A 19,066-nucleotide genomic window follows, 5' to 3' on the forward strand; every position below is an offset into this window, starting at 1 on the left:
GGAGAGCGCCGAGGCATCAGGCGGCGCGATGCGCGTCCGAATCACCGGCGATCACCCCCGAGCGACAACCATGGGTCGCGCCTTCGAACGCGACCTGATTTGGACAGGCCCCGTTCGGTGAGAGCGGGAACCCCCCTGTCCACGACCGGTGCCGGAACACCGGTCCACTCGGTGGGGACCCTCGCCGCTTTCCCGGTTGGTTGCCGGGGTGGTGCGGTTCGGACCGAGCGTCGCCGATCGTGGTCCATTCCGGGCCCCCGCACAAGGGGGTTCGTTACTGGCTAGTAACGGGTGGATAACCGCGTCATGGCGGGGCGGGACCGAACGGGCACGCTGGGTACGTTCGAGCGACAGGGAATGTCAGGAGATCATCTGATGAATCGGGACAGAACGCCGGGTTCGATTTACTGCAAGTAACAGCGGCCGCGATTACCAAGTTTTGGTAAAGCGCGGCCGCGATTTGTCACCCTGCTGCCAAATCGTCAGACGATCCGGCGCGCGCGGAGACCTAGAACAGCACCCGGGCGAGGGCCTGCCGGGCCGCCGTCACACGCGGGTCGTCGACGCCGATCACCTCGAACAGCTCCAGGAGACGGAGCCGCGCCGCGTTCCGGTCGTCGCCCGCCGTGCGGCGCACGGTCTCGACGAGGCGCCCGAAGGCGTCCTGCACGTGACCGCCCACCAGGTCCAGATCGGCGGCCGCGATCTGCGCGGCGACGTCGGCCGGGTTGTCCGCCGCGTTCTTGCGGACGGCGCCGGGGTCCAGATCCTGCACCCGGGTGAGCAGTTCGGCCTGCGCCAGACCGAGCTTGGCCTCCGGGTGGGCCGGGTCGTCGGCGAGCACGTTCTTGTACGCCTGGACGGCACCCGCCAGGTCGCCCGCGTCGAGCGCGGACATGGCCGCTTCGAGGAGGGCGTCGTACGGGCCGGCCTGCCGCGCGGCGGGCGCCGAGGCGTCGGCGTCCGCGTCCACGGCGATGCCGGTGAGACCGAAGCGCTCCTCGCCGACCTGGATCAGCTGGTCGAGGGTCTCCCGGATCTGGGCCTCGGGCACCGCACCCTGGAACAGCGGCAGCGCCTGACCGGCGACCACCGCGAAAACGGCCGGAATTCCCTGGATGCCGAACTGCTGCATCAGCATCTGGTTGGCGTCGACGTCGATCTTCGCGAGCAGGAAGCGGCCGTTGTACTCGACGGCCAGACGCTCCAGGAGGGGGCCGAGCTGCTTGCACGGCTCGCACCACTCGGCCCAGAAGTCGAGGACGACCGGAACCTCGGCCGAGCGCTGGAGCACATCGCGCTCGAAGCCGACCTCGTCGACGTCGATCACCAGGGCCGACGGGGGCACGGCGGCGGAACCACCCTGCCGGGCGGCTTCGGCGCGCACCTGCTCCGCCTTCGCCTTGGCCTCTCCGGCCGCCTTCACCGCGGCGAGGTCGACGACGCCGCTCATGGACATGTTTCGGGGCTGCATGGATACATCCTCCCCCTTCCGCGCGCGTAACCGGTAAGCCATGGCTGAACCGTGCCGTCCGCGCATCTCCCGCCGGTGTGCGAGACGCGCGTACGACACGGTTCTTCGTCTTCGGTGGCACCGGGTCCCCACCCGGCACCTTCTTCCGCGCCGGATCCCCATCCGGCACTCTGGTTGTCGCTCAGGCCGCTCAATGCCTTTCGCTACAGGTCGTAGCGTAACTCCAGGGATGGATCCGGGGGGAGCCCGCGGACGCGATCCGCGCGGTGAACTGCCTCACATCACCGACCTCTGGCGGTATACCTACCGGCGGGTATGGTCGCTTCTCATGTGTAGCCGCACCAACCCCCGCAGCAGCCGTACCGGGCGCCCCCGCTCCACCGAGGCCGACACGGCCATCCTGGAGGCGACGCGCGCGGCCCTGGTCGAGCTGGGCTGGTCCAAGCTCACGATGGGGGACGTGGCCGGCCGGGCCGGGGTGGCGAAGACGACGCTGTACCGCCGCTGGCCCAGCAAGAACGAGCTCGTGGTGGACGCCGTGGCCGTCCTCTTCGACGAACTCGAGATGCCGGACCTCGGTTCCCTCCAGGCCGACATCGAGCACGTGGTGCTGCAGTTCGCGGCCCTCCTGGAGCGGCCCGAGACGAAGACGGCCCTGATGGCCGTGGTCGCCGAGTCGACCCGGGACGAGCCGCTGCGCGAGCGCATCCGCGCCTCGATAGTCGACCGCCAGAAGCGGCTGGTCCTGGCCGGCCGCGAGCGGGCGCAGCAGCGCGGCGAACTCCCGCCGGGCCGCGACCCGATGGCCGTGGACGCGACCGACGACCTGATCTTCGACGTCATCGCCGGCGCGGTGGTGCACCGCGCGCTGGTCAGCGCGGAGCCGGTGGACGGCCCCTGGGTGGCCCGCCTCTCCGCGCTCCTGGTGGGCGGCCTGGGCGCGGCGGCGGCGACCGGCGGCGACCGGTGACCACCTCGGCGGCCACGGGCTGAGCGGGGGACGCGGCAGGGGCGGTACGGGAGTTCCCGTACCGCCCCTGTCATGTCTCCGTGCGGGGGATCAGAAGCCCGGGGGCTCCGTGTAGACGCCCCACTCGTCGCGCAGGGCGTCGCAGATCTCGCCGAGGGTGGCCTCCGCGCGGACGGCCTCCAGCATCGGGACGATCATGTTCGAGCCGTCGCGGGCCGCCTTGAGCATCGCGTCGAGGGAGGCGCGGACCTTGGCGTCGTCACGGCGCTCCTTGCGCTCGCCGAGGACGCGGACCTGCTCCCACTCGACCTCGTGGCTGACCCGCAGGATCTCCAGGTCGCCGGTGACCGAGCCGTGGTGGACGTTGACGCCGACGACCCGCTTGTCGCCCTTCTCCAGGGACCGCTGGTACGTGAAGGCGGACTCGGCGATCTCGCCGGTGAACCAGCCGTCCTCGATGCCGCGCAGGATGCCGGAGGTGATCGGGCCGATGGGGTGCTGGCCGTCCGGGTGGGCGCGGCGGCCGCGCTCCTTGATCTGGTCGAAGATCTTCTCGGCGTCGGCCTCGATGCGGTCGGTGAGCTGCTCGACGTACCAGGAACCGCCCAGCGGGTCGGCGACGTTGGCGACGCCGGTCTCCTCCATCAGGACCTGCTGGGTGCGCAGCGCGATCTCGGCGGCCTGCTCGCTGGGGAGCGCGAGGGTCTCGTCGAGGGCGTTGGTGTGGAGGGAGTTGGTGCCGCCGAGGACGGCGGAGAGGGCCTCGACCGCGGTGCGCACGACGTTGTTGTACGGCTGCTGGGCGGTGAGGGAGACGCCGGCGGTCTGGGTGTGGAAGCGGAGCCACTGGGCCTTGTCGGTCTTGGCGCCGTAGACCTCCTTCATCCAGCGGGCCCAGATCCGGCGCGCGGCGCGGAACTTGGCGATCTCCTCGAAGAAGTCGAGGTGCGCGTCGAAGAAGAAGGAGAGGCCGGGGGCGAAGACGTCGACGTCGAGGCCGCGGGAGAGGCCGAGCTCCACGTAGCCGAAGCCGTCGGCGAGGGTGTACGCGAGCTCCTGCGCGGCCGTCGCGCCGGCCTCGCGGATGTGGTAGCCGGAGACGGAGAGCGGCTTGTACGCGGGGATGCTCGCCGCGCAGTGCTCCATCAGGTCGCCGATGAGGCGCAGGTGGGGCTCGGGCTCGAAGAGCCACTCCTTCTGCGCGATGTACTCCTTGAAGATGTCGGTCTGGAGCGTGCCGTTGAGCACGGCCGGGTCGACGCCCTGGCGCTCGGCGGCGACGAGGTACATGCAGAAGACGGGCACGGCGGGGCCGCTGATCGTCATCGACGTCGTGACGTCGCCGAGCGGGATGTCCTTGAAGAGGACCTCCATGTCGGCGGCGGAGTCGATGGCGACGCCGCAGTGGCCGACCTCGCCGAGGGAGCGGGGGTCGTCGGAGTCGCGGCCCATGAGGGTCGGCATGTCGAAGGCGACGGAGAGGCCGCCGCCGCCGGCGGCCAGGATCATCTTGTAGCGCTCGTTGGTCTGCTCGGCGTTGCCGAAGCCGGCGAACTGGCGGATGGTCCAGGTCCGGCCGCGGTAGCCGGTCGGGTGCAGGCCCCGGGTGAAGGGGTACTCACCGGGCCAGCCGATGCGCTCGAACCCCTCGTAGGTGTCGCCGGGCCGGGGCCCGTAGACCGGCTCGACGGCGTCGCCGGAGAGCGTGGTGAAGTCGGCGTCCCGCTTGCGGGCCTTGTCGTAACGGGCCTGCCAGCGACGGCGGCCTTCCTCGATGGCGTCAGCGTCCATGCTTCGAATTTACTAGGACGTCCTAGTAAATGTCGATGGCAAACCCCCGCACATCAGTGCGGGGGTGCACGCTCAGGCGTTGACCGGGGCCGGCTGCGCGCCGCTGACCAGCGGAAGCGTCTCGGCGACGACCTTGCGCTCGACGAAGAACGCGGCGGTCGGGATGGTGCCGGAGACCAGCACCCAGATGAGCTTGCCGAACGGCCACTTGGCCTTCGAGCCCAGGTCGAAGGCGAAGACCAAGTAGATGATGTAGAGGACGCCGTGGATCTGGGAGACCACGAGGGTCAGGCCCTCGCCGACGCCGAAGCCGTACTTGGCGACCATGCACGCGCAGAGGATGAGCAGCATGACGGCGGTCACGTAGGCCATGACGCGGTAGCGGGTCAGCACGCTGGATTTCATGCCGTCGAGCGTAACGGCACGATCCGGGCGATCTTCGCGGGGGTGGGGGTGCCCGTCAGCCCTCGTCGAAGTCGTGCGCCGCGACGCGCAGCGGGCGGAGCATCGCGAAGATCTCCGCGCACTCCTCGGCGTCGTACGCACCGAGGCCGAACTCCATCTCCATCAGGTCGCGGGTCGCGGCCTCGACCACCTCGCGGCCCTTCTCCGTGATGGAGGCGAGGGTGCCGCGGCCGTCGTTGGGGTTCGGCCGCTTCGCCACGAGACCCGACTTCACCAGGCGGTCCACCGTGTTCGTCACCGAGGTCGGGTGGACCTGCAGCCGCTCGCCGATCTTGGACATCGGCAGCTCGCCGGCCTTCGAGAAGGTCAGCAGCACCAGCGCCTCGTAGCGGGCGAAGGTCAGCCCGTACGGCTTGACCACGGCGTCCACCTCGGCCAGCAGGATCTGGTGGGCGCGCATGATCGAGGTGATCGCGGCCATCGAGGGGACCGGGCCCCAGCGCTTCTGCCAGAGTTCGTCGGCTCGGGCGATGGGGTCGAAGGGGAGACTGAGCGGCTTGGACACGCATCGACCATACCGACTGGTCATATGCCGGTCAGCCCCGTCTCGCCTTTCGGTCGCCGCCCCTGGTCGCCCGCAGCTCGACGGCGGCGGCGAGCAGGCAGAGCGTGCCGAGGACGCCCGTGCCCGCCACGACCGTGTGCACGGGGGCGAACTCGGCCGCGACCCCGGCCCCGGCCATGCCGACGCCCTGGACGGTCATCATGCCCGCGGTCATCAGGGTCATGGCCCTCCCCCGCTGCTCCTCGGGGACGGCGGCGACGAACCAGGCGTCGAGGCCGAGGGTGTACGCGCCGGTGGCACCGGCCAGGAAGAGCGCGACGGCCGCGAGGGCGACGCCCGGCCGGGGGCCGTAGAGGAGGTACGGCACGACGCTGGCGACGGCGAGCGGCAGCACGATCCGGGAGCGGGTCGCGGCGGTCAGGAACGATCCGGCGAACAGCTCGCCCGCGATGGTGCCGACGGGCAGCGCGCACATGAGGAGGCCGAGGGCGGCGGTGGAGACGCCGATCTCGTCGGCGTAGGGGGCGGCGAGGGCCTCGGGGACGACGGCGAAGAGCGGCGGCACCCAGAACATCAGCATCAGGGCCCGTACGCGCCGGTTGCGCAGCACGGCGAAGGTGCCGGAGAGCCCCGGCGAGTCGGTCCCGCGGGCGGGGCGGCGGGCGGTGCCGAGGCGCAGCAGCAGGGCGGAGGCGAGGAAGGTGACGGTGGTGACGACGAGGGCGCCGCGCGGCGGGACGAGGGTGAGGAGGACGCCGCCGGCGGCGAAGCCGGTGAGGAGGGCGCTCTGCGACACGATCCGCAGCAGCGACCGCCCGAGGACGAAGAGGTCGCCCTCGCCGAGGACGTCGGCGAGGGTCGCCATGCGGGTGCCGTTGAAGACGGGCGAGACGACGGCGATGGCGCAGCGCAGCGCGAGCAGGACGGCGACGGGGGTGGCGGGCACCACCATGAGCGCGACGCAGCCCGCGCAGACGAGGTCGCAGAAGACGAGGATCCGGCGCGGCGGAAGCCGGTCGGTGAGCCCGGCGAGGAGGGTGCCGCCGAGGAGGTACGGCAGGAACCCGAGCGCGAAGGTGAGGGAGGAGAGGAGCGGCGACTTCGTCAGGTCGTAGACGAGGACGGTGAGCGCGAGCTCGCTGACGACGACCCCGAGCAACGAGAACAGGTGCGCCACGAACACGAACCGGAACTCACGGACGGCGAAGACGGCCCGGTAGCCGGGAGCGCCCACCGCGACGGGCACGGCCTCGGGGCCGGGGGCCGAGGCGGGGGCCGGGCCGTCGCTCTCGGGGTCGCCGGTCCGGCCGGGGGCGACACCGGGAGCCGCCACCCCGACGGGCGCAGCCTCGTGGCCGGAGGCCGGCGCGGTAACGGCGAGGACCCGCTCGGAGACAGACGCCATAGGCGTGGGGGCAGGGGTGTGCGCGGGCGCCTGGGAGGGCGTCCGAGTGTGGTTCTCGGGCATGGGCGCAGCCTGCCCGGTGCGAGGAGTTCCCCCTAGACTTTCGGCTCCAGGCGAATGTTCCGCCGCATCCCCCGGAGGGTCCCGTGCCGTACCACCTGCGTTTCGGCGAGGCCGACCCGTTGCGGATCCGGTTCGCCGTCTCGCCGCTCTGGGAGACGCACTCCGCCGTGCGGGTGCTCGCGCGGCCCGAGAAGCAGGGGTACCACCTGCCGTGGATGCGGCGGATCGCGGGCGCCGCGCGGGAGCTCGACCTGCGGCCGCTGCACCTGCTCATGCCGCTGCGCGGGCACAACCCGGACTTCCTCTATCCCCCGCCCCTGGGCCCCGCCGCCGCCTTCGAGGACGAGATCGCGGCCGTACGGGAGATCGATCCGGCCCTCGCGCGCGACGACTTCGCGCGGGCGCTCGCCGAGACGCCGGGGGCGGCGGACACCGTGGAGGGGCGGCGGCTGCTCGCCGACCCCGCGGGGGCGGTGGAGCGGCTGGCCGAGCTGCTCCGGGCCGCCTGGGAGGCGCTGATCGCGCCCGAGTGGCCCCGGCTGCGGGCGCTGCTCGAGGCGGACGTGGCGTACCACTCGCGGCGGCTCGCGGAGGGCGGGCTCGAACGGCTGCTCGGCGAGCTCCATCCGGCCTTCGACTGGGCCTCGGAGACGGCCACGCTGCGGGTGGACTATCCCGGGGAGCACGACCGGCCGCTGGACGGGCAGGGTCTCGTGCTCATGCCGTCGGTGTTCACCTGGCCGGACGTGGTGAGCGGGTTCGATCCGCCGTGGCAGCCGACGGTGGTCTATCCGGCGCGCGGGATCGGCGGCCTGTGGTCGGAGCCCCGGGACCGTACCCCCGAGGCGCTCGCCCGGCTGCTCGGCCCGGTGCGGGCGGACGTCCTGTGCGCGCTGGCGGAGCCGATGGGGACGACGGCGCTGGCCCATCTCCTGGGGCGGGCGCCGTCGTCCGTGTCCTCGCACCTGGCGGTGCTGCGGGATGCGGGGCTGCTGACCTCGCGGCGGTACGGCCACCAGGTGCTGTACGAGCGGACCCCGCTGGGCATCGCGCTGTCGCAGCCCGAGACGGACTGACCGTCAGGCGCCGAGGTGGCGTTCCACCGTCTCGACCTTCGCCGTGAGGCCGTCCGTCACGCCCGGGCGGATGTCGGCCTTCATGACCACCGAGACGCGCGGCGCGCGGGCCTCGACGGCGGCGACGGCGCGCTTCACGACGTCCATCACCTCGTCCCACTCGCCCTCGATCGAGGTGAACATCGCGTCCGTGCGGTTCGGCAGGCCCGACTCCCGGACGACCCGGACGGCGTCGGCGACGTACTCGCCGACCTCCTCCCCCACGCCGAGGGGGGTCACGGAGAACGCGACGATCATGCCTTCACCGCGTCCTGGGCAGCCTCGGCCCGCGCGCGGGAGGCGATGACCGCGTCCTCGGCCTCGCGCTTCAGCTTCCGCTCGGCGTAGAAGCCCCCCAGGGGCAGCACCGAGAGGACGAAGTAGAGGGCGGCGGTGCCGAAGCTCCACTTGGTCTTGTTCCAGGCGTCCAGCCAGAAGAGCACGTACAGGACGAACAGGACGCCGTGGATCGCCCCCATGACCGGCACCGCGTTGAAGTCCGTCGTCCGCTTCAACACCGAGCAGACCAGCAGGAGCAGGAACGAGACGGCCTCCGGCGCGGAGACGAGCCGGAGCCGGTGGAGGGAGGAAGCGGTCTTGATGTCCACGGAGGGGGTCACCTTCGTTCGATCTTGTGAACGGATGCACAAGGGCCCGTTCATTGTGCACGGCTCCTTTGCTGTCTCTTTAGCCGGGGGCCCAGTACCTTCCTGGGGTGGCAACGTTCCGACTCCAGGGCAGCAAAGTGCTCGCCGTGTCCATGACCGGCGACGCCGTGAAGGCGAAGAACGGCTCGATGGTCGCCTACGACGGCCAGATGGCGTTCAAGAAGATGAGCGGCGGCGGTGAGGGCCTGCGCGGCATGGTGACCCGCCGGCTCACGGGTGAGCAGATGGAGGTGATGGAGGTGCGCGGCCAGGGGACCTGCTGGTTCGCCGACCGGGCCTCCGAGATCAATCTCGTCTCGCTGCACGGCGACAAGCTGTGGGTGGAGGCGAGCAACCTGCTCGCGACCGACGCGGGGCTGCGCACCGGCACCACCTTCACGGGGCTGCGCGGCGGCGCCACCGGCAACGGGCTCTTCACCACGACCGTCGAGGGCACGGGCCAGGCGGCGATCATGTCGGACGGTCCGGCGGTGGTGCTGCGGGTGACCCCCCAGTACCCGCTCCAGGTCGACCCGGGCGCGTACATCGCCCATCAGGGCAACCTCCAGCAGCACTTCCAGTCCGGGGTGACCTTCCGCACCCTCATGGGCGAGGGCGGCGGCGAGGCCTTCCAGATCCGCTTCGAGGGCGACGGGCTCGTGTACGTGCAGCCGAGCGAGCGGAACACGATCGGGGGCGACGTCTGATGCCGTTCCGCGAGATCAACTCGAAGATGGTCGAGGCGACCGTCATCCCAGGGCAGCGGATGTTCAGTCAGCGCGGCGCGATGCTCGCGTACCGCGGCGACGTCACTTTCACGCCGAACATCGCGGGCGGCCAGGGCGGCCTGATGTCGATGATCGGCCGCCGGGTGGCGGGCGAGGCGACCCCGCTGATGACGGTCGAGGGCAACGGCACGGTGATGTTCGGGCACGGCGGCCACCACATCCAGGTGATCGCGCTGACGGGCGACACCCTGTACGTGGAGGCCGACCGGCTGCTCGCCTTCGACGGGACGCTGGAGCAGGGCACGATGTTCATGGGCTCGCAGGGCGGGGTCATGGGCATGGTCCGCGGCCAGGTGACCGGGCAGGGCCTCTTCACGACGACCCTGAAGGGCCACGGCTCGGTGGCCGTCATGGCGCACGGCGGCGTCATCGAGCTGCCGATCTCCCCGGGCCGCCCGGTGCACGTGGACCCGCAGGCGTACGTGGCGCACCACGGCGACGTGCGGAACAAGCTGTCCACGGCGCTGGGCTGGCGCGACATGGTGGGGCGCGGCTCGGGCGAGGCGTTCCAGCTGGAGCTGAGCGGCAGCGGCGCGGTGTACGTCCAGGCCTCGGAGGAGAAGCTGTGAGCACCCCTGTCATCCACGACCCGCACTCCCTGCCGTCGGACGACAACGTCAATCCGTACACCTTCTGCGTGGAGCTCAAAGGGAGCCAATGGTTCCTCCAGAAGGGGAAGATGATCGCCTACTACGGGCGGATCGAGTTCAACGGCATCGGGCACGGCCGTCTCGACCGGCTGGTGCGGACGTCGTTCCACTCGCCGCTGCACGCGAGCGACTGGGTGGTGGCCGAGGGCAGCGGGAAGATGCTGCTCGCGGACCGGGCGTTCGACGTGAACTCGTACGACCTGGACGAGGGCAACCTGACGATCCGCTCGGGGAACCTGCTGGCCTACCAGCCGACGCTGGCGCTGAAGCAGTCGATCGTGCCGGGGTTCGTGACGCTGATCGGCACGGGCAAGTTCGTGGCCGCGTCGAACGGTCCGGTGGTCTTCATGGAGCCGCCGATGCGGGTGGACCCGCAGGCGCTGGTGGGCTGGGCGGACTGCCCTTCGCCCTGCCACCATTACGACCACGGGTACATGACGGGCGTGATGGGCGGGGTCCGCGCGCTGACGGGGATCGGCGGGACCTCGGGCGAGGAGCACCAGTTCGAGTTCGTCGGTGCGGGTACGGTACTGCTGCAGTCGACGGAGCTGCTGATGCCGGAGCGGGCGATCGGCGCGCCGCCGGCGCAGGCGGGTGTTCCGGGCGGGCACGGGGCGTCTGGTTCCGGCCAGGGGCCGCTCGGCGCGGTACCGCGTCTTCCCGGCCAGCTCGGTGACCTCCAGCGTCGCTTCGGTCTGTGAGCGGTAGTCTGCGGAGTGTGACGTGATCGAACGCGCGCTCCCAGACTTCGTCAAGTATTCAACTTCTTAGGTAGAATCCATATATGGAGACCGAGACCGCCACCCCCTGGCTCACCGACGGCGAGCAATGCGCCTGGCGCACGTTCCTGGACGTCCAGAGAATGCTGACGTACCAGCTGGAGCGGGACCTCCAGCCCTTCGGCCTGACGATGAACGACTACGAGATCCTGGTGAACCTCTCGGAGTCGGCGGAGCGGCGGCTGCGCATGAGCGACCTCGCCGCCGCCACCCTCCAGTCGAAGAGCCGACTCTCCCACCAGATCACCCGCATGGAGAACGCCGGGCTCGTCCGCCGCGAGAACTGCGAGTCCGACCGCCGCGGGCTCTACGCCGTCCTCACCGACGACGGCATGGAGACCATGCGCAAGGTCGCCCCGCACCACGTCGAGTCCGTGCGCAAGCACTTCATCGACCAGCTCAGCGGCGAGGCACTCGGCGACCTCCACGAGTCCCTGAAGCCGGTCGCCGAGCAGCTCCGCGGCCGCCGCGGGAAGCCGTGACCTGACAGAGTACGAAGAGGGCCTCTCCGGTCACCGGAGAGGCCCTCTTCGTACGTACCGGCGTCAGTTTCCGGTCAGGCTCGCGACCAGCTCGTCGGAGGCCGCGTACGGGTCGAGGTCGCCCGCGACGATCCGCTCCGCCAGCGCGTCGAGGCGCCGGTCGCCGTGCAGGTCGCCGATCCGCTCGCGCAGGGCGGTGACCGCGATGGTCTCCACCTCGCGCGCCGCACGGGCCCGGCGGCGCTCCGCCAGGACCCCGTGCTCCTCCATCCAGGCGCGGTGCTTCTCCAGGGCCTCCACGACCTCGTCGACGCCCTCGCCGCGCGCCGCGACCGTCTTCACGATCGGCGGCCGCCAGTCGCCGGCGGCCCGCGCCTCTCCCAGGCCCAGCATGTGGTTGAGCTCGCGGGCGGTGGCGTCCGCGCCGTCCCGGTCGGCCTTGTTCACCACGTACACGTCGCCGATCTCCAGGATGCCCGCCTTCGCGGCCTGGATGCCGTCGCCCATGCCCGGCGCGAGCAGCACGACGGAGGTGTCGGCCTGGGAGGCGATCTCCACCTCCGACTGCCCGACGCCGACGGTCTCCACGAGGATCACCTCGCAGCCGGCCGCGTCCAGGACGCGGATGGCCTGCGGGGCGGACCAGGCGAGCCCGCCGAGGTGGCCGCGGGTCGCCATGGAGCGGATGTAGACGCCCGGGTCGGAGGCGTGCTCCGACATCCGGACCCGGTCACCGAGCAGCGCGCCCCCGCTGAACGGCGAGGACGGGTCGACGGCGAGCACGCCGACCCGCTTGCCCGCCCGGCGGTACGCGGAGACCAGCGCGGACGTCGACGTGGACTTGCCCACGCCCGGCGAGCCGGTGAGGCCCACCACGTACGCGCCGCCGGTGAGCGGCGCGAGCGCCGCCATCACCTCGCGCAGCTGCGGGGACGCCCCCTCCACGAGCGAGATCAGCCGGGCCACCGCACGCGGCCTGCCCTCCCGTGCCTGGGCGACGAGTTCGGGGACGTCCACCATCTGCGCTGCTCCTCGATTGCCGGATTACTTGCCGGAGACCTTGACGATCAGGGCGTCGCCCTGGCCGCCGCCGCCGCAGAGGGCGGCCGCGCCGATGCCGCCGCCGCGCCGCTTGAGCTCCAGGGCCAGGTGGAGCACGAGACGGGCGCCGGACATGCCGATGGGGTGACCGAGGGCGATCGCGCCGCCGTTGACGTTCACCTTCTCGGGGGTAACGCCGAGGTCCTTCATTGACTGGACGGCGACGGCGGCGAAGGCCTCGTTGATCTCGATCAGGTCGAGGTCGTCGACGCTCAGGCCGTCCTTCTTCAGGGCGTTCAGGATCGCGTTGGACGGCTGCGACTGCAGCGAGTTGTCCGGGCCCGCGACGTTGCCGTGGGCGCCGATCTCGGCGATCCACTCCAGGCCCAGCTCCTCGGCCTTGGCCTTGCTCATCACGACGACGGCGGCGGCGCCGTCCGAGATCTGCGAGGAGGTGCCGGCGGTGATGGTGCCGTCCTTGGTGAAGGCCGGACGGAGCTTGCCCAGGGACTCGACCGTGGTCTCCGCGCGGATGCCCTCGTCCTTGGAGAAGACGACGGGCTCGCCCTTGCGCTGCGGGATCTCGACCGGGGTGATCTCGGCCTCGAAGATGCCGTTCTTCTGGGCGGCGGCGGCGCGCTGGTGCGAGAGGGCGGCGATCTCGTCCTGCTCGGGGCGCTGGATGCCCAGGCGGGTGTTGTGCTTCTCCGTGGACTCGCCCATGGCGATGCCCTCGAAGGAGTCGGTGAGACCGTCGTACGCCATGGCGTCGAGCATCTCGATCGCGCCGTACTTGAAGCCCTCGCGGGACTTCGGGAGCAGGTGCGGGGCGTTGGTCATGGACTCCTGGCCGCCGGCGACGACGATGTCGAACTCGCCGGCGCGGATCAGCTGGTCGGCGAGGGCGATGGCGTCGAGGCCGGACAGACACACCTTGTTGATGGTGAGCGCCGGGACGTTCATCGGGATGCCGCCCTTGACGGCCGCCTGGCGGGCGGGGATCTGGCCGGCGCCCGCCTGGAGCACCTGGCCCATGATCACGTACTGCACCTGGTCGCCGCCGATGCCGGCCCGGTCGAGGGCCGCCTTGATGGCGAAGCCGCCGAGGTCGGCGCCCGAGAAGGACTTGAGCGAGCCGAGGAGGCGACCCATGGGCGTGCGGGCGCCCGCGACGATCACTGAGGTGGTACCGGTCGTTCCAGACATGAGGCACGGCCCCTTGGGATGAGGAGTGAACGAGGGTTTACCGCCAATGTACTGAGCGGTGCGGCGCGCGGTCACCGGCCGAAAGGTGTGATCGCGCGCACGTTGCGTAACCACCCTTCCAGCGGTGCACTGGAGGCATGCTGACGCGTATCGACCACATCGGGATCGCCTGCTTCGACCTGGACAAGACCGTCGAGTTCTACCGTGCCACGTACGGTTTCGAGGTCTACCACTCCGAGGTCAACGAGGAGCAGGGCGTCCGCGAGGCCATGCTCAAGATCAACGCCACCGACGACGGCGGGGCCTCGTACCTCCAGCTCCTCGAGCCCACCCGGGAGGACTCCGCGGTGGGCAAGTGGCTCGCCAAGAACGGCGAGGGCGTGCACCACATCGCCTTCGGCACCGCGGACGTCGACGGCGATGCCGAGGCCATCCGCGGCAAGGGCGTCCGCGTCCTCTACGACGAGCCGCGGATCGGCTCCATGGGCTCCCGGATCACCTTCCTCCACCCCAAGGACTGCCACGGCGTCCTGACGGAACTGGTCACCTCGGCCGAGCCGTCGGCTGACCACTCCTCAGCGGAGCACTGACCTCCGGATTCCCGGCCCGGTAGAGTGGGCGGCTCCGGGCCGGGGCCGGTCGGGGCCGCTCCGTGCGGCACCGAAGTCGGGATGTCGGGGTCGTCCGATCTGCCACGATTCCCCGGGGGTCCGTCCTCGACCGTGAGGGCGTGCTCGTAGGAGTTGCGACCAGGGTTGGGGTCTCCCCTGCTCGAAGAGCTCGGGGAAGGATGGGACCGCGCAGTGCGGGGCTACGAACGCCAGGAGAGCCACCGAGCTGAAGACGACCATCTCGCCAGGTTCGAAGCCGAGATGGACCGGCTGAAGACCGAGCGCGAGAAGGCCGTCCAGCATGCCGAGGACCTGGGCTACCAGGTCGAGGTCTTGCGTGCCAAACTCCACGAGGCGCGCCGCACCATCGCCTCCCGGCCCGCGTACGACAGCGCCGACATCGGCTACCAGGCCGAGCAGCTGCTGCGGAACGCGCAGGCGCAGGCCGAGCAGCTCCGCCAGGACGCCGAGCGCGAGCTGCGCGAGGCCCGCGCCCAGACGCAGCGGATCCTCCAGGAGCACGCCGAGCACCAGGCCCGGCTCCAGGCCGAGCTGCACAACGAGGCCGTCCAGCGCCGCCAGCAGCTCGACCAGGAGCTCAACGAGCGCCGCCAGACCGTCGAGGCGCACGTCAACGAGAACGTCGCCTGGGCGGAACAGCTGCGCGCCCGCACGGAGTCGCAGGCCCGCCGCCTGATGGAGGAGTCCCGCGCGGAGGCCGAGCAGTCCCTCGCCACCGCCCGCGCCGAGGCCACCCGGCTCGCCGAGGAGACCAGCCGCCGGGTCGGCACCGAGGCGGAGGCCGCCCGTGCCGAGGCCGAGGCGATTCTGCTGCGCGCCCGCAAGGACGCCGAGCGGCTCCTCGCCGCCGCCTCCAGCCAGGCGCAGGAGGCCACCAGCCACGCCGAGCAGCTCCGCTCCACCACCGCCACCGAGACCGACCAGGCCCGCCGGCAGGCCACCGAGCTCTCCCGCGCCGCCGAACAGCGCATGCAGGAGGCCGAGGAGCGGCTCCGGGTCGCCCGCGTCGAGGCGGAGAAGGCCCTCACCGAGGCCAAGGAGGCCGCGGCCAGGCAGCTCTCCTCCGCCGAGCAGGTCAACGAGCAGCGCACCCGCACCGCCAAGACGGAGATCGCCCGGCTCGTCGGCGAGGCCACCAAGGAGGCCGAGGCGCTCAAGGCCGAGGCCGAGGAGAAGCTCCGCGAGGCGACCGCCGAGGCGGAGAAGCTCGTCTCCGAGGCCTCCGAGAAGGCCGTCACGGCCGCCGCCGAGGACTCCGCCGCCGCGCTCGCGAAGGCCGCCCGCAGCGCCGAGGAGATCCTCACCAAGGCCTCGGAGGACGCCCGGGAGACCACCCGCAAGGCCGCCGAGGAGGCCGAGCGGGTCCGCCGCGAGGCCGAGACCGAGGCGGACCGGCTGCGCGCCGAGGCCGGGGAGCAGGCCGACGAGCTGCTCGGTTCGGCGAAGGACGACACCAAGGAGTACCGCGCCAAGACGGTCGAGCTCCAGGAGGAGGCCCGGCGGCTGCGCGGCGAGGCCGAGCAGCTGCGCGCCGAGGCCATCGACGAGGGCGAGCGGATCCGCGGCGAGGCCCGGCGCGAGGCCCTCCAGCAGATCGAGGAGGCGGCCAGGACCGCCGAGGAGCTCCTCACCAAGGCCCGTACGGACGCCGAGGAGCAGCGCGCCAAGGCCGGCGCCGAGAGCGAGCGGGTCAAGTCGGAGGCGATGGAGCGCGCCCAGACGCTCCGGACCCAGGCCGAGGAGACCCTGGAGCGCACCCGCGCCGAGGCCGAGCGGCTGCGCGCCGAGGCCGAGGAGCAGGCCGAGTCGGTGACGGCCGCGGCCGAGGAGGCCGCCGCCGGGCTGCGCGCGGACGCCGAGCGGGCCGCCGAGGCGCGCCGCGCGGAGGCCGCCGAGGAGCTGACCCGGCTGCACACCGACGCCGAGGCGAAGGTCGCGGCCGCCGGCGAGGAGCTCACCGACGCGCGGGCCGAGGGCGAGCGGATCCGGCGCGAGGCCGCCGAGGAGACGGAGCGGCTGCGGACCGAGGCCGCCGAGCGGATCCGTACGCTGCGTGAGCAGGCCGAGCAGGAGGCCGAGCGGCTGCGCGCCGAGGCCGCGTCGGACGCGTCGACCGCGCGTACCGAGGCGGAGTCCGCGGCCGTACGGCTGCGCACGGAGGCGTCCGAGGACGCCGAGCGGCTGCGCACGGAGGCCCAGGAGACCGCCGACCGGGTGCGGGCCGAGGCCGCCGCGGCCGCCGAGCGGGTGGCCGCCGAGGCCGCCGAGGCGCTGGCCGCCGCGCAGGACGAGGCCGTCCGGCGCCGCCGGGAGGCCGAGGAGACCCTGGAGTCGGCCCGTTCCGAGGCCGGCCGGGAGCGCGAGCACGCCCGGGAGCAGTCCGAGGAGCTCCTCGCCGCCGCCCGCAAGCGGGTGGAGGAGGCGCAGACCGAGGCGCAGCGCCTGGTCGAGGAGGCGGACACGCGGGCGACCGAGATGGTCGCCGCCGCCTCGCGAGCCGCCCAGGAGGTGCGGGACTCGGTGGCCGGTCTGCGGGAGCAGGCCGAGGAGGAGATCGCCGGGCTGCGCAGCGCCGCCGAGCACGCGGCCGAGCGGACCCGCACCGAGGCGCAGGAGGAGGCGGACCGGGTCCGTTCCGACGCGTACGAGGAGCGGGAGCGGGCGTCCGAGGACGCCGCCGCCACGCGGGCGCGTGCCCAGGAGGAGTCGGAGGCCGCGAAGGCGCTGGCGGAGCGGACGGTCACGGACGCGCTCGCCGAGGCGGAGAAGCTGCGGGCGGACACCGCGGAGTACGCGCAGCGGGTACGGACGGAGGTCACGGACTCGCTGGCCTCGGCCGAGCAGGACGCGGCCCGCACCCGTGCGGACGCCCGCGACGACGCGAACCGGATCCGTTCGGAGGCGGCCGACCGCGCCGAGACGGCGCTCGGCGAGGCCCGCGCGGAGGCGGAGCGGATCGGGGCCGAGGCGGAGCAGGTCCTCGACGAGGCCCGGCAGGCGGCGGACAAGCGTCGTGCGGACGCCGCCGAGCAGGCGGACGCGCTGATCGGCGAGGCCACGACGGAGGCCGAGCGGATCGGGGCCGAGGCCGCCGAGCTGCGGGCGGAGGCCGAGCGGCTCAAGGTCGACGGCGAGGCGCACGCGGAGGCGCTGCGCGACGCGGCGATCGCCGAGGGCGAGCAGGTCCTCGACGAGGCCCGCAAGGCCGCCGACAAGCGCCGTGCGGACGCCGCCGAGCAGGCGGACACGCTCGTCGGCGAGGCGCGGGCCGAGGCCGCGCGGATCGCCGAGGAGGCGGCTCGGCTGCGGGTCGAGGCCGAGCAGGTCAAGGCCGAGGGCGAGGCACAGGCGGAGGCCCTGCGCGCGGAGGCCCGCGCCGAGGGCGAGCAGGTCCTCGACGAGGCCCGCAAGGCCGCCGACAAGCGCCGTACGGACGCCGCCGAGCAGGCCGACACGCTGATCGGCGAGGCGACGGCCGAAGCGGAGCGGCTCACCGCCGAGGCGGTCGAGCTCATGGAGACCACCGAGCAGGACGCCGCCCGCCTGCGGGCCGAGGCCGAGCAGGTCAAGGCCGAGGGCGAGGCACAGGCGGAGGCCCTGCGCGCGGAGGCCCGCGCCGAGGGCGAGCAGGTCCTCGACGAGGCCCGCAAGGCCGCCGACAAGCGCCGTGCCGATGCCGCCGAGCAGGCGGACACGCTGATCGGCGAGGCCACCGCGGAGGCCGAGCGGATCGCGGCCGAGGCCGCCGAGCTGCGCGAGACGACCGCGCAGGACGCCGAGCGGCTGCGCACCGAGGCCGAGCAGGTCAAGGCCGACGGCGAGGCGCACGCGCAGGCCCTGCGCAACGCCGCGCTCGCCGATGCCGACCAGATCCTGGACGACGCCCGCAAGGCCGCCGACAAGCGCCGTACGGACGCCGCCGAGCAGGCCGACACCCTCGTCGGCGAGGCGACGGCCGAGGCCGAGCGGATCGTGAACGAGGCGGCCGAGCTGGCCGATTCGGTCGGCGCGGACGCCCGCGCCGAGGCGGACCGTACCGTCGCCGCCGCCGCGGAGGAGGCCGAGCGGCTGCGCGCCGAGGGCGCCGAGGCGATCGCCGAGGCCCTGCGGGACGCCGAGCGGATCCGTACCGAGTCGGAGCGGGTGAAGGAGGACGCCTCCGCCGCGGCCGAGCAGATGCGTGCGGAGGCCCGCGAGGAGGCGGACCGTACGCTCGACGAGGCCCGGGAGGCCGGGGCCCGGAAGCGTTCCGACGCGGCCGAGCAGGCCGACCAGCTGATGGCCAAGGCCCAGGAGGAGGCGCTGCGCGCCACCACGGAGGCCGAGTCGCAGGCGGACACGATGGTCGGCGCGGCCCGCAAGGAGGCCGAGCGGATCGTCGCCGAGGCGACCGTCGAGGGCAACACGCTGGTGGAGCAGGCCCGTACGGACGCGGACGAGCTCCTGGTCGGGGCGCGCAGCGACGCGACGGCGATAAGGGAGCGGGCCGAGGAACTGCGGAGCCGCGTCGAGGGCGAGATCGAGGAGCTGCACGAGCGGGCGCGGCGCGAGTCGGCCGAGCAGATGAAGACGGCCGGCGAGCGGGTCGACAAGCTGGTGAAGGCCGCCGAGGAGCAGCGCGCCGAGGCCGACGAGAAGGCCAAGGAGATGGTCTCGGAGGCGAGTTCGGAGGCGAGCAAGGTCCGGATCGCCGCGGTCCGCAAGGCGGACGCGCTCCTGAAGGAGGCCGCGCAGAAGAAGGCCTCGATCATCGCGGAGGCGGAGGCCCTCAAGGAGGAGGCCGAGCGGATCCGCGCGGAGGCCGCGGCCGAGGCGGAGAAGACCGTCGCGGACGGACAGCGCGAGCTGGAGGTGCTGACGCGCCGCCGCAAGGACATCAACGCCGAGATCTCCCGTGTCCAGGACGTTCTGGAGGCGTTGGAGTCATTCGAGACTCCGTCCACAGGAAAGGACGGGGTCAAGGCGGGTGCATCTGCAGGGTCCACCCGTTCGAGTGGCAAGTCCCAGGACGGCTAGCCACTCAAAAGGCTGGACATTCTCCAGATCAAACGGG

17 protein-coding genes are annotated in these 19,066 nt (G+C 72.4%); 8 read left to right on the forward strand and 9 right to left on the reverse strand.

The window, feature by feature from the left end; translation table 11 throughout:
* Nucleotides 1-508 precede the first annotated feature (508 nt).
* Nucleotides 509-1,474: a tetratricopeptide repeat protein gene (locus tag GGE06_RS19070; RefSeq protein WP_116158769.1), complete on the reverse strand. Its 966-nt coding sequence runs from the start codon at nucleotides 1,472-1,474 to the stop codon at nucleotides 509-511.
* A 328-nt stretch (nucleotides 1,475-1,802) separates the two neighbouring features.
* On the opposite strand from GGE06_RS19070, the gene GGE06_RS19075 reads away from it, so the two are divergent.
* Entirely contained in the window at nucleotides 1,803-2,444 is a 642-nt protein-coding gene (locus GGE06_RS19075; protein WP_116158770.1) for a TetR/AcrR family transcriptional regulator, read from the forward strand.
* Nucleotides 2,445-2,534: 90 nt separating this feature from the next.
* Here the strand turns inward: GGE06_RS19075 and icmA are convergent, their stop codons facing one another.
* The 4 genes from icmA to GGE06_RS19095 form a co-directional block, all read right to left on the reverse strand.
* Nucleotides 2,535-4,235, reverse strand: coding sequence for a coenzyme B12-dependent isobutyryl-CoA mutase large subunit (icmA, locus tag GGE06_RS19080; protein WP_184931325.1), 1,701 nt, complete (start codon nucleotides 4,233-4,235; stop codon nucleotides 2,535-2,537).
* 72 nt (nucleotides 4,236-4,307) lie between these two features.
* Nucleotides 4,308-4,640, reverse strand: coding sequence for a DUF3817 domain-containing protein (locus GGE06_RS19085; RefSeq protein WP_116158772.1), 333 nt, complete (start codon nucleotides 4,638-4,640; stop codon nucleotides 4,308-4,310).
* Nucleotides 4,641-4,695: 55 nt separating this feature from the next.
* The gene (locus tag GGE06_RS19090; RefSeq protein ID WP_116158773.1) at nucleotides 4,696-5,205 is read right to left on the reverse strand and encodes a MarR family winged helix-turn-helix transcriptional regulator; all 510 of its coding nucleotides are present in this window, start codon (nucleotides 5,203-5,205) and stop codon (nucleotides 4,696-4,698) included.
* Nucleotides 5,206-5,236: 31 nt separating this feature from the next.
* Nucleotides 5,237-6,610, reverse strand: coding sequence for an MFS transporter (locus GGE06_RS19095; RefSeq protein ID WP_184931326.1), 1,374 nt, complete (start codon nucleotides 6,608-6,610; stop codon nucleotides 5,237-5,239).
* A gap of 146 nt (nucleotides 6,611-6,756) precedes the next feature.
* Here GGE06_RS19095 and GGE06_RS19100 point away from each other — a divergent pair, with 146 nt between their 5' ends.
* A complete protein-coding gene (locus GGE06_RS19100) occupies nucleotides 6,757-7,749 on the forward strand; it encodes an ArsR/SmtB family transcription factor (protein ID WP_116158774.1) in 993 nt (330 codons plus the stop codon).
* Nucleotides 7,750-7,752: 3 nt separating this feature from the next.
* Here GGE06_RS19100 and GGE06_RS19105 read toward each other — a convergent pair whose 3' ends face one another.
* Both GGE06_RS19105 and GGE06_RS19110 read right to left on the reverse strand, forming a co-directional pair.
* On the reverse strand, nucleotides 7,753-8,046 hold the full coding sequence (locus GGE06_RS19105) for an MTH1187 family thiamine-binding protein (RefSeq protein WP_116158775.1): 294 nt from the start codon (nucleotides 8,044-8,046) through the stop codon (nucleotides 7,753-7,755).
* The gene (locus GGE06_RS19110; protein WP_184931327.1) at nucleotides 8,043-8,396 is read right to left on the reverse strand and encodes a DUF3817 domain-containing protein; all 354 of its coding nucleotides are present in this window, start codon (nucleotides 8,394-8,396) and stop codon (nucleotides 8,043-8,045) included. Before GGE06_RS19110 ends, GGE06_RS19105 begins: the two co-directional genes overlap by 4 nt.
* Before the next feature lie 107 nt (nucleotides 8,397-8,503).
* On the opposite strand from GGE06_RS19110, the gene GGE06_RS19115 reads away from it, so the two are divergent.
* The 4 genes from GGE06_RS19115 (at nucleotide 8,504) to GGE06_RS19130 (ending at nucleotide 11,134) form a co-directional block, all read left to right on the forward strand.
* Nucleotides 8,504-9,142, forward strand: coding sequence for an AIM24 family protein (locus GGE06_RS19115; RefSeq protein WP_184931328.1), 639 nt, complete (start codon nucleotides 8,504-8,506; stop codon nucleotides 9,140-9,142).
* The gene (locus GGE06_RS19120; protein ID WP_116158778.1) at nucleotides 9,142-9,792 is read left to right on the forward strand and encodes an AIM24 family protein; all 651 of its coding nucleotides are present in this window, start codon (nucleotides 9,142-9,144) and stop codon (nucleotides 9,790-9,792) included. Before GGE06_RS19115 ends, GGE06_RS19120 begins: the two co-directional genes overlap by 1 nt.
* Nucleotides 9,789-10,574, forward strand: coding sequence for an AIM24 family protein (locus tag GGE06_RS19125; protein WP_116158779.1), 786 nt, complete (start codon nucleotides 9,789-9,791; stop codon nucleotides 10,572-10,574). The genes GGE06_RS19120 and GGE06_RS19125 overlap by 4 nt, the downstream gene beginning before the upstream one ends.
* Before the next feature lie 83 nt (nucleotides 10,575-10,657).
* Nucleotides 10,658-11,134: a MarR family winged helix-turn-helix transcriptional regulator gene (locus tag GGE06_RS19130; RefSeq protein ID WP_116158780.1), complete on the forward strand. Its 477-nt coding sequence runs from the start codon at nucleotides 10,658-10,660 to the stop codon at nucleotides 11,132-11,134.
* Nucleotides 11,135-11,197: 63 nt separating this feature from the next.
* Here the strand turns inward: GGE06_RS19130 and meaB are convergent, their stop codons facing one another.
* Together meaB and GGE06_RS19140 are read right to left on the reverse strand one after the other, a co-directional pair.
* Entirely contained in the window at nucleotides 11,198-12,154 is a 957-nt protein-coding gene (gene meaB / locus GGE06_RS19135; RefSeq protein WP_116158781.1) for a methylmalonyl Co-A mutase-associated GTPase MeaB, read from the reverse strand.
* Between the two features lie 24 nt (nucleotides 12,155-12,178).
* Nucleotides 12,179-13,381, reverse strand: a complete 1,203-nt coding sequence (locus tag GGE06_RS19140; RefSeq protein WP_116158782.1) for an acetyl-CoA C-acetyltransferase — start codon at nucleotides 13,379-13,381, stop codon at nucleotides 12,179-12,181.
* A 137-nt stretch (nucleotides 13,382-13,518) separates the two neighbouring features.
* On the opposite strand from GGE06_RS19140, the gene mce reads away from it, so the two are divergent.
* Together mce and scy are read left to right on the forward strand one after the other, a co-directional pair.
* A complete protein-coding gene (gene mce, locus GGE06_RS19145) occupies nucleotides 13,519-13,971 on the forward strand; it encodes a methylmalonyl-CoA epimerase (RefSeq protein ID WP_116158783.1) in 453 nt (150 codons plus the stop codon).
* Between the two features lie 213 nt (nucleotides 13,972-14,184).
* Complete coding sequence (gene scy / locus GGE06_RS19150) at nucleotides 14,185-19,029, forward strand: polarized growth protein Scy (RefSeq protein ID WP_184931329.1); 4,845 nt, start codon at nucleotides 14,185-14,187, stop codon at nucleotides 19,027-19,029.
* Nucleotides 19,030-19,066 lie beyond the last annotated feature (37 nt).

Source organism: Streptomyces nymphaeiformis (assembly GCF_014203895.1).
Lineage (GTDB): Bacteria > Actinomycetota > Actinomycetes > Streptomycetales > Streptomycetaceae > Streptomyces > Streptomyces nymphaeiformis.

What these genes read in the sequence shown, in the direction of transcription:
- GGE06_RS19070 (WP_116158769.1), bottom strand. Translation starts at nt 1,474, where the DNA reads ATGCAGCCCCGAAACATGTCCATGAGCGGCGTCGTCGACCTCGCCGCG.
- GGE06_RS19075 (WP_116158770.1), top strand. Translation starts at nt 1,803, where the DNA reads ATGTGTAGCCGCACCAACCCCCGCAGCAGCCGTACCGGGCGCCCCCGC.
- icmA (WP_184931325.1), bottom strand. Translation starts at nt 4,235, where the DNA reads ATGGACGCTGACGCCATCGAGGAAGGCCGCCGTCGCTGGCAGGCCCGT.
- GGE06_RS19085 (WP_116158772.1), bottom strand. Translation starts at nt 4,640, where the DNA reads ATGAAATCCAGCGTGCTGACCCGCTACCGCGTCATGGCCTACGTGACC.
- GGE06_RS19095 (WP_184931326.1), bottom strand. Translation starts at nt 6,610, where the DNA reads ATGGCGTCTGTCTCCGAGCGGGTCCTCGCCGTTACCGCGCCGGCCTCC.
- GGE06_RS19105 (WP_116158775.1), bottom strand. Translation starts at nt 8,046, where the DNA reads ATGATCGTCGCGTTCTCCGTGACCCCCCTCGGCGTGGGGGAGGAGGTC.
- GGE06_RS19120 (WP_116158778.1), top strand. Translation starts at nt 9,142, where the DNA reads ATGCCGTTCCGCGAGATCAACTCGAAGATGGTCGAGGCGACCGTCATC.
- GGE06_RS19130 (WP_116158780.1), top strand. Translation starts at nt 10,658, where the DNA reads ATGGAGACCGAGACCGCCACCCCCTGGCTCACCGACGGCGAGCAATGC.
- meaB (WP_116158781.1), bottom strand. Translation starts at nt 12,154, where the DNA reads ATGGTGGACGTCCCCGAACTCGTCGCCCAGGCACGGGAGGGCAGGCCG.
- GGE06_RS19140 (WP_116158782.1), bottom strand. Translation starts at nt 13,381, where the DNA reads ATGTCTGGAACGACCGGTACCACCTCAGTGATCGTCGCGGGCGCCCGC.
- mce (WP_116158783.1), top strand. Translation starts at nt 13,519, where the DNA reads ATGCTGACGCGTATCGACCACATCGGGATCGCCTGCTTCGACCTGGAC.